Annotated in this window: 8 protein-coding genes; 3 read left to right on the forward strand and 5 right to left on the reverse strand. The window is 37.5% G+C overall.

What is annotated here, in order from left to right:
- Positions 1 to 5: 5 nt before the first annotated feature.
- From Q8M41_RS17775 to Q8M41_RS17795, 5 genes are all read right to left on the reverse strand, one after another.
- Complete coding sequence (locus Q8M41_RS17775; protein WP_305366651.1) at positions 6 to 1028, reverse strand: hypothetical protein; 1023 nt, start codon at positions 1026 to 1028, stop codon at positions 6 to 8.
- Between the two features lie 112 nt (positions 1029 to 1140).
- Positions 1141 to 1503 (reverse strand): SxtJ family membrane protein, encoded by a 363-nt coding sequence (locus Q8M41_RS17780; RefSeq protein WP_305366652.1) that lies wholly within the window; start codon positions 1501 to 1503, stop codon positions 1141 to 1143.
- Positions 1504 to 1507: 4 nt separating this feature from the next.
- The gene (locus tag Q8M41_RS17785; RefSeq protein WP_305366653.1) at positions 1508 to 1657 is read right to left on the reverse strand and encodes a DUF5989 family protein; all 150 of its coding nucleotides are present in this window, start codon (positions 1655 to 1657) and stop codon (positions 1508 to 1510) included.
- Between the two features lie 31 nt (positions 1658 to 1688).
- Positions 1689 to 3554, reverse strand: a complete 1866-nt coding sequence (locus tag Q8M41_RS17790; protein ID WP_305366654.1) for a carbamoyltransferase N-terminal domain-containing protein — start codon at positions 3552 to 3554, stop codon at positions 1689 to 1691.
- A 43-nt stretch (positions 3555 to 3597) separates the two neighbouring features.
- A complete protein-coding gene (locus Q8M41_RS17795; protein ID WP_305366655.1) occupies positions 3598 to 4506 on the reverse strand; it encodes a GDSL-type esterase/lipase family protein in 909 nt (302 codons plus the stop codon).
- 944 nt (positions 4507 to 5450) lie between these two features.
- Between Q8M41_RS17795 and Q8M41_RS17800 the strand changes: the two genes are divergently transcribed.
- The 3 genes from Q8M41_RS17800 (at position 5451) to Q8M41_RS17810 (ending at position 9082) form a co-directional block, all read left to right on the forward strand.
- Entirely contained in the window at positions 5451 to 6740 is a 1290-nt protein-coding gene (locus Q8M41_RS17800) for an O-antigen ligase (protein ID WP_305366656.1), read from the forward strand.
- A 167-nt stretch (positions 6741 to 6907) separates the two neighbouring features.
- Positions 6908 to 8035, forward strand: coding sequence for a glycosyltransferase family 1 protein (locus Q8M41_RS17805; RefSeq protein ID WP_305366657.1), 1128 nt, complete (start codon positions 6908 to 6910; stop codon positions 8033 to 8035).
- Between the two features lie 66 nt (positions 8036 to 8101).
- On the forward strand, positions 8102 to 9082 hold the full coding sequence (locus tag Q8M41_RS17810; RefSeq protein ID WP_305366658.1) for a GDP-mannose 4,6-dehydratase: 981 nt from the start codon (positions 8102 to 8104) through the stop codon (positions 9080 to 9082).
- The last annotated feature ends 468 nt before the right edge of the window (positions 9083 to 9550 follow it).

Raw genomic sequence — 9550 nt, forward strand, 5'->3', positions numbered from 1 at the left:
GTCTTCTACCTTATAAAAATTAATTTCTTTATAATTTTTCGAACCAACTCTACAACGGGTTTTACCAGTGGAACTTTGGTTTTAAACCTGTCTGTTATGGTGTAATAAGAATCTGATTTAAAGAACGCGTATTTTCTTAAATTTTCCAGGTATTGTTCAAACACCGGGACGATATCGGGTCGATCAGTAAATGTATACCGATCCTGGCTTACCGACGGATTATTTTTCTCAAAACAATCCATCCCCGCACCGCTGAAATGGAAAAAGATAAGCGGTGTCTCATTATTATTTATAAAAAAATCCTCTCCCCTTTTAATAACTTCTCTTTCATGCAGGTTCCAGTAAGCTACATTACATCCTTTATGACGCAAAACCAGTACGTTATTAAAATATAAAGGAATAAGATTCATCCAGAGTTGCTCGGCGAACATCCCCTTCCTGGGCTCAAAAAAGCCTTGGTTCCTCAATTTCTTCATCCACCAATCCAAAAAGCTTCCTGCATCTTTATCCCGGCGAACTGCAAAAAAACCTGCATTATATATTCCCGATCTGAGAAAGTTCCGGTCATCAAAAATGAAACCGCTCTCTACTGTGCTCATGGAATGAGGAGTGATAACAATACTATGATCTTGTAATGCCTCAAAGACTGGTTCCAGTTTGTTAAAGAGTAATATATCACTATCAAGATAAATTAACCGGTCAATCTGATATTTGTCTAATAAAAAGCTCGCAAAATATGGTTTAAGGGCACTGTTTAACTCCAGGGTTGCGTACTTTATATACATCTCCCTAAAAAAAGGCAATCTCATCTCTTCTGCGCAGACCAGGTCGTAATCCCCGGCAGGAAGCTGAGATCTATCCACAACATCTACCAGGCAAATAATGAATTTTATTTGTGGGTGGTATTTATGAACGGAGTCGAGCAATGAAAATGCACGCGATAAATGGTTTACCGTACAGCTTGTATAAATTGCATCCATATTGCCTGCAAAAATAGAAGAATATTTTCCTTTGAGAAGCATATGCATTATTTACCTTTAAGAGGTCTAATGAATGCAACCAAGGATCTTTAATTTGTGATTATGCGCCACGTACTAAATAAAATCGTGGTTTATGCAATCTGAAATTTTTGAACCAACTTTACCACACATTCTCCAAACTTTCCTTTGTATAGGTGAAGTTTCTATCTTTAAAATAACTTTGAGCGCCTGGCTTAAGCCGTATCCCATTCTTTTTGCTAAATGTTCTTGATAGAAATGAAAGCGGCAACAATACCACAACGTATACAAGGGTAAGTAAAACCTTACTCATAACATAACCCATTAAGTGAGCAAGTTTCATCCACGCCCAATGTATTTTATCTGCAAGAAAAGGAATGAATATTCCTATGAACGCGAGAATACCGGCAGCAAGAAGCAGGTATGTTTTATGAGTTAGCCAAAAAAATACACCGAGCGCAAAAACCAATACCAAAATCGTTTCTAAATGCTTTTCCCTGTTCATGTGGTTAAAATAAGGTATAAATAAATGGTGATATTGCCGAACTTCCGCCCAGTACAATTAATATTCCAATCAATAACAGAACAAAGATCAGCGGCGCTAACCACCATTTTTTCCTGGCTTTCATAAAACCCCATAAATCTTTAAGAAAATCCATATTATTATTTTTTAAGAGTGATAATTTTTTGTTAATCTAAGAAGAACTCTTTTCTCCAGTCATCTTTTTCCTTCCATTCAGGTTGGTCCTTTTTATCGAAAATAAAATTACCTGCTATAAGGTAATCCATATCTGTTCGCATAAAGCAACGGTATGAATCTTCAGGAGTATTAACGATCGGCTCGCCGCGAACATTAAAGCTTGTATTAACCATAACAGAATAACCGGTTATCTTTTTAAATGCATTCAGCAGTTTCCAAAACCTCAGATTTGTTTCTTTATGAACCGTTTGAAGTCGTGCGGAATAATCTATGTGAGTAATTGAAGGAATATCACTTCTTAGAAAATATAATTTATCAAGCAATTCCTTCGCGCTGAAATTTGAAGGGTAAGGGATGCGTCTGTTTACTTTAACCGGTTTTACCAGCAACATGTAAGGCGAAATATCATTGTGTTCAAAATATTCGCTAACATCTTCAATTGGTACTACAGGCGCAAACGGTCGGAAACCTTCGCGGTATTTAATTTTCAGATTCAGTTTTTTCTGCATTTTGGGATTCCGTGCGTCTGCAATAATACTTCGTGCCCCCAACGCTCTGGGACCAAATTCCATTCGTCCCTGGTGCCAGCCAATTATGTTACCCTCAGCAATCAATGCGGCAGCCTTTTCCACAAGGGCATCTTCCGTTTCAAATTGCTTGCATGGGGCACGATATTTTTTTGCGACTGTATTTATCTCCATATCAGAATGCTCAGTACCCAGATAAGACCCCTTTAAACCGTCAAGCCTTGTTGGATCAACCTTTCTTTCATTGCCATAATAAATATAATGTGCAGCGTATGCTGCTCCTAAAGCTCCACCTGCATCCCCGGCTGCAGGTGTGATAAAGATCTGTTTGAAAATTTTAGCATCGTCAAGCTTGCCATTTGCCACACAATTAAGTGCTACGCCACCCGCCATACATAGGTAATCAGCATTTGTTAGCTTTTTTGCTTCTTTGCCAAGGTTAAGCACAACTTCTTCGGTTACTTGCTGGATTGCCAATGCAAGATCGCAATGATTTTGCTCAATCAGAGATTCTGAATTACGACGCGGAAATCCGAAAAGTTGCTTCCATTTGTCATCATACACCATTCTTAATCCTGTTGCATAGTTGAAATAATCCTGGTTAAGGAAAATTGAACCATCTTCTTTCAGTTCAACAAGATTAGTTTTGATAACACTTACAAAGTGCTTTACTTGTTCAGAATTATGGTTGCCATAAGGTGCAAGGCCCATTAGCTTATACTCTCCTGAATTAACTTTAAAACCGCAGAAATAAGTAACAGCAGAATATAGCAATCCCAACGAATGAGGAAAGTCCAGCTCCTTTAAAATAGTGATCTTATTACCTTCTCCAAGACAAATAGAAGCAGTAGCCCATTCGCCTACACCATCAATAGTCAGGATAGCGGCCCGCTCATATGATGATGGATAAAACGCACTTGCAGCATGAGATAAATGATGTTCAGGAAACAAAAGTTTTACTTTTTTCCTGTCAACTTTTTCAATGGTATCCAATGCTTCCCATATCAGTTTTTTCAGAAATAACTTTTCCTTTAGCCACACCGGCATTGACATCATGAATGATTTCAATCCTTTCGGCGCATAAGCATAGTAGGTTTCTAGCAATCGCTCAAATTTTAATAAAGGCTTATCATAAAAAACTACAGCATCTACATCATTAATTGAACGACCTGAATATTCAAGACAAAAACGGGCTGCATTTACCGGAAAATCCGGGTCATGTTTTTTGCGGGTAAAGCGTTCTTCCTGTGCGGCTGCAATTACTTCTCCATTCTCAATAATAGCAGCTGCAGAGTCGTGATAAAATGCGGAAATACCAAGTATTATCATTATGCGGTTCTATAGATTAAAATTTTAGGAACAAAGAGGCAAATCAATTTACCGCCTTGTGATCTGATAAAATGTATTCACTGATCTTTTGCCCCAACATCTTATGAGTTTCTGCTGAAATATGTCTGCTTCCATGTTTAACGTGAATTAAAGAAATCTTGCTGTAATCAGTGATCATATTATCATAATTAAACAATGTGTCGCAACTTTTTTTTACATGAGGTACCAAATTTTTTGGAATAGAGGGTGAGGTAGAGACAATAGGATCCAGCTGGGGAATATCAAGAATAATTAATTTAATTCCCTGTGCTTTGCAGTAATCATGGAAACGGCCTATCAACTTTTTCATAAGCTCTTCTGAATAGTTGGTATTTGGATTAACTGCAATGGCAAGTTCAGTTTCCTTACCTGAAGCTGCTTTTTGATTCAGTTTTTTAATAAAGTCCCACACGGTATTAAACGCATAGCCATACAAATACGACTTTTCTCCCAACCACCTGAATATTCCATATTTATAGAGTTTATTCTGAATGCTGACACCTGGGATATATTCATGATTTTTAACTACTAAGGAGTCATTCCTGAGTTCAAACAGATCACTTCTAATATTATCTTGATAATCATTTGCGAACAAAGCCACCACTACATAATCTGGTTTATATTTATACCCCTCATTTTCCAAAAAGACTAATTCTTCTGCGGTGCTAAACCCTGAAACACCAGCATTGATAACAATGCTTTTTAAACCATTCTTATTTAACATGTTTTCAGCAAAACTTGAAAAGGTTTCATCCTGGTTAACATCATAGCCTTGCGTATGCGAATCACCTAAAGCAATAACCCTGATCTCTCCCTTTTCTTTTTTGTAATTAATATCCTTATCATTTCTAAATCCTTTATTGTTGGTTTTAAAATTAAAAGAGCCCTCAAAACTTGTATGCGTAAAAGTCATATTAGGTCTAATCCGCCTAATCTTAAAGTCTCCATATGTAACATCAGTATGATATCGCGGATACAATACCATCTCTTTTTTATACATCAGTCTAATAATCACTTCCCCAATCAATAAACCTATAATTATAGATATACTAAAAATCAACAGACCTCCGAGAAAAGACTTTAAATTATTTTTTTTGCCAGATTGTGTTTGCATTAGGTGGACTTTTGTGTTTGCATATTGTTTTTCTTTTCGTCAAAAAAGCTAAATCATTGAATTCCAAATTTCTAATGCTTCTGAAAAACAATATCTATTTGTTTAAACTTAATCCTTATTTAAATTTTAAAAGTAGATAAATTTAATGTATATTCTTCTAAGAGCGGCTGCTTATCAAAGCAGCAAAATTTAATCTCAAAGCATCAATCAATGAAAACTGATGAATTTTCGAAAGGTCAGTAGTACATGCCGCTACCTGGATGGCCACGATCCACGACTTTCAAAAAACAATAATGAGTAGCTCTATTAATTTGGTCAACATACCAACATGAGCCCTTAAATTGTTCTTTTAACCTATGGTCGGTGTTTTCTTTGCCATATCTATATAAGCGCGGTATGGTGAAAAACACCAACCGTGTAAATTTAGGAATTAGACTATTTCATTAATGTGAATCTTAATCTTTAGATAGTTCAATATCGAACTCACATTTCTTTAAAGTCCGGAATAAGGTTTCATGCTGGATTTTACATTACACCTAATAATCAGCTTTGGGAAGGAGAAAAAGCTGGAATTGAAAGCCTAAACAAATGCTTTCGACAAATATTTTCGTCAACCTAATGATTTATGTACTTTTAAACGGTAAAATCAGTTCCGATCTCGCATGTTTGTATTTCCGCTCCTTTATTTTTTCGCTTTCTTAAAAGCAATAAAGGATATTTTTCATAAAAATCCTCAGGGCGGGATGTTATTTATAATCTTCGGATTATCAATCTACAATACAACACTTTCAATTCTTAATCAAGCCGGTTATAAGTCCTTGATTTTTTTATTCCAACCTTTTAAAGAGATAGTAATCCTTGCAATGCTGGCAGTATCAGTCTTGGGATTAAAAGAAAGGATCCGATTTCACGTCATTGATTATTGCGTAGCAGGATATTTCCTGTATACAGGCTTGTATGTTTTTCTTCCGTTGGGAGATTTTGGCTTCATGGAGCGGCTTTTAGCCTATAAAAACACTTCATTTTTCGCATTGATTTATTTTACAGGCCGTCTGATAGATCCCCGCACATTACAGATAAGTAAGTATTTCCATTTTATTTTGATTGTGGCAATTTCAGCAGCAATACTAGTTGTTTACGAGGCCGCATCTGACCAGCACTTTCAATCATTAACCGGATATTCTGATTATGTATTTGACTTTTTCGGGCAGCAGCAAGAAGGAAATTATGGTTTGACATGGACCTTTGAACGATCCGCAAATGGGCTCAAGCGATTTGCCAGTTTTTTCTCTGATCCTCTGGAACATGCTTCAGCTACATTACTTTCCATTTGCGTTATCGCTGCATTATTTACGAAGAAAAATAATGCTTTTAATCCCACCAAGCTTGGCTTAATAGCCTTAGCAGCATCTTTTGTTTCTTTATTTTTCTCCATTTCCAGATCCTCAACGGTGAGTTATTTTGTAATCATATATGTATATGCTTTAATAACTCACAAAAAGTACATTTTACACACCTCCCATGCACTTATCGCATTGGGCTTTATATATATTGGCATTCTCCTGGAGAATACAGATCTGTATGACTATATATTATCAACACTCACTTTACAGGAAGAGTCAGCATTGGGACACTTAATCGCATGGATTGAAGGCCTGACAGCAATTATCAACAACCCTTTTGGGCTCGGGCTCGGCATGTCGGGAAGAATAGCAGTTAGCCTGGGATCTACAATTGGGGGAGAAAACCAGTTTATTATTCTTGGTGTACAGGTCGGTGTTGTCGCTGTCCTGCTTTACGTCTTCATTCATTTCGCGGTAATTGCTTACTCCTACAAATGGTTCCGGCATCTTGACGGCAAAGAAAGGATGGTAGCTTTATGCATATTCCTACTGAAAGTCGGAATTACTCTGCCTCTTTTTACAGCAAGTCTAGATATTTTTTCATACATAACCTATATAAACTGGTTCCTGTCAGGAGTTTTTGTTAACATGATCATGAGAAAGGAGAGTGATGACCATGCCCTTACTTAAAATTGTATACTGTAAACGAATTTATCATACCCAGGACAGTGCAAACGCATTAAAATCTGGGTTATTTATCAGGGTGCTGGAACAGAAATCGGCCCGAAAATATGAGTTAAAAACATATTAACACTATAATACTTTATATTTGACAGCTCTATAATAAATGCAATTATATGAATAAGTCTCTCATTATAGGTATTGATGTCCGCGATCTGAAAATTGCTAAAACTGGTGCTAAAACCTATCTTGAAGAAATATTAAATGAGTTTAAAAGTGATGGCCATGGTTGCGAAATTAAGTTTTTTGATTCCTCTTTACCGGTTTATACAGGCCCAAATAAATTTTTGAAATTAATAGAACATGTACGGTACTTTTTCTGGAAGCAGCTGGTACTACCGATAAAGGCCTATGCTAATAACTGCGACTTGCTTTTCTGTACCGATTATTTTGTTCCTTATATCCATTTGGGATATAAGCCGATACCTATGTTTTACGATGCCTTCTTTTACGAATACCCCGAACAATGCAATCCTTTATGGCTAAAAATGTTCAAGACATTGGGTGTGAGTGCTGCGAAAAGAGCCCCATACATCATCACCTTATCGGAATATTCCAAAACCCGACTTGTCCATTTTACGGGAATTGATCCTGATAAGATAATTCCAATTCACCTTGCACCAAAAAAGACAGCAGCAAAAAAAACAGACCCCGATTTTATACCTTCGTTCAAGACACCCACATCAAAATTCATATTGCATGTTGGCGTGTTGGAAAAAAGGAAAAACCTGGTAAGACTGGTAGAAGCTTTTAAACTACTTCGCGATAAAGGCCATACAGATTACTCCCTGGTATTTGTAGGACAGCCAAGTTCAAAAGATGAAATGGATGGATCTGCGGAGCTAGTAGCAGCTATTCAACGTGAAAACCTGGAAGATTTTGTAATGATGTCTGGATATGCCAGTGATGATGAACTAGCTTATTTTTATAAGTACGCTTCGTTGTATGTATTCCCCTCTCTAAACGAGGGATTTGGCTTACCGGTCCTGGAAGCATTTCACCACCAGTTACCTGTTCTGGTCTCAGATAATACCTGCCTGCCAGAAGTAGGAGGCGATGCGGTTTTATGCTTCGATCCCTTCAATGTTGAAGATATCAGTAAAAAAATGAGTGCCCTCATCGAGGACAATAAACTTAGGTCTGAGCTCATCAGAAAGGGAAACGAACGATTGAAACTTTTCTCCTGGGAGAAAAATGCTGAAGAATTAATAAAAACTTTTAGGGCAGCTATCAATAAAAATTAGCATTTTCGTAAACTATTTATCATTTTCTGCGTATTCAATTTGAATACAGGCTATTAAACTAGATACGTGAAGAAAGCTTTAATTTGCGGGGTCTCTGGACAAGATGGTTCATACCTGGCTAAATTTTTACTTGAAAAAGGCTATTATGTTTATGGAGCATCCCGTGATGCGCAAACATCCCCCTTTATCAATCTGAAAAAACTTGGGATAAAAGACGATATCAACCTGATCTCTATAAATATTACTGATTTTGGTAATACCCTCGAATGTATCAACAAGATAAAACCAGACGAAGTCTATAACTTGGCAGGTCAGAGTTCTGTCCGTTTATCTTTTGATCAGCCCCATGAAACTCACGAAAGTATTAGTACCGGAAACCTGAATCTTCTGGAAGCAGTAAAATTCAGCAATCTGCCTATCAAATTGTATAATGCCGGTTCAAGTGAGTGTTTCGGAGATAGCAGCATTCCTGCAAATGAAAACACCATTTTCCATCCAAGAAGTCCGTATGCAATTGCCAAAGCAACTGCATTCTGGCAAATAGATAATTACAGAGAAGCATATAACCTCTTTGCCTGTACAGGCATACTGTTCAATCATGAATCACCCTTAAGACCAGAACACTTTGTAACCAAGAAGATCATATCAGCAGCCTGCAAGATTCACAGGAACAGATTGAATAAGCTTAGTCTGGGGAATATCAATATCGAGCGGGACTGGGGATGGGCTCCTGATTATGTAGAGGCAATGTGGTTGATGATGCAGCAAGACCAACCAAAAGATTATATCATAGCCACCGGCAAGAGTCATACGCTTAAAGAATTTATTGATTTTACATTCAAAGCTCTGGATTTGAACTGGGAGGAACATGTCGTTATTGACGAAGTGCTAAGGAGGCCTACCGATTTACAGATTGGTCGGGCAGACCCTGGTAAAGCTAACAGGGAATTGCAGTGGAAAGCTAAACTCGGACTTAATTCAATTATTGAGAACATGATTGAACATGAATTAAGCTATTCAAATCTCAACTCTCCAAGCTCCTATTAAACCTGAGCCACCCTTTAAGGACGAAAGGATTGATTGAATAAAAATCCTAACCTTTTGGATAGCCTTATCGTTGAATAGCCCGGTGTTTTAGTTCCGGGTGAAGATGCGGTTTTCGATTGGGCTAAAGCCCAATGTAATTTTCCTCAGATCTCTCTGAATATTGGGCTGAAGCCCGCCCGGATGAACTCCGTTCGGACTGGCCCGAAAACGAACAACCTCATTGACCCCAGCTAAAGCTGGAGCCTATTGAGCAATCGTCCTAGTGTCATGATTAAATAAAAATACTGAGCCTTGGGATAGCCGTATCGCTGAATAGCCCGGTGCTTTAGTGCTTGTTGCGCAACCCTGCGCTGAAAGATTCAACATTGTAGGTGTTAGTGAGCATATTATTGGGTGATAGGTAGCAGATTAAACCATCCCCTGTAAAAGAGAGCTACACTGTTAGTAAAGTCATTAAAGCTGATATCT

The organism is Daejeonella sp. (assembly GCF_030684675.1).
Classification (GTDB): domain Bacteria; phylum Bacteroidota; class Bacteroidia; order Sphingobacteriales; family Sphingobacteriaceae; genus Daejeonella.

What these genes read in the sequence shown, in the direction of transcription:
- Q8M41_RS17775 (WP_305366651.1), bottom strand. Translation starts at nt 1,028, where the DNA reads ATGCATATGCTTCTCAAAGGAAAATATTCTTCTATTTTTGCAGGCAAT.
- Q8M41_RS17780 (WP_305366652.1), bottom strand. Translation starts at nt 1,503, where the DNA reads ATGAACAGGGAAAAGCATTTAGAAACGATTTTGGTATTGGTTTTTGCG.
- Q8M41_RS17785 (WP_305366653.1), bottom strand. Translation starts at nt 1,657, where the DNA reads ATGGATTTTCTTAAAGATTTATGGGGTTTTATGAAAGCCAGGAAAAAA.
- Q8M41_RS17790 (WP_305366654.1), bottom strand. Translation starts at nt 3,554, where the DNA reads ATGATAATACTTGGTATTTCCGCATTTTATCACGACTCTGCAGCTGCT.
- Q8M41_RS17795 (WP_305366655.1), bottom strand. Translation starts at nt 4,506, where the DNA reads ATGACTTTTACGCATACAAGTTTTGAGGGCTCTTTTAATTTTAAAACC.
- Q8M41_RS17800 (WP_305366656.1), top strand. Translation starts at nt 5,451, where the DNA reads ATGTTATTTATAATCTTCGGATTATCAATCTACAATACAACACTTTCA.
- Q8M41_RS17805 (WP_305366657.1), top strand. Translation starts at nt 6,908, where the DNA reads ATGAATAAGTCTCTCATTATAGGTATTGATGTCCGCGATCTGAAAATT.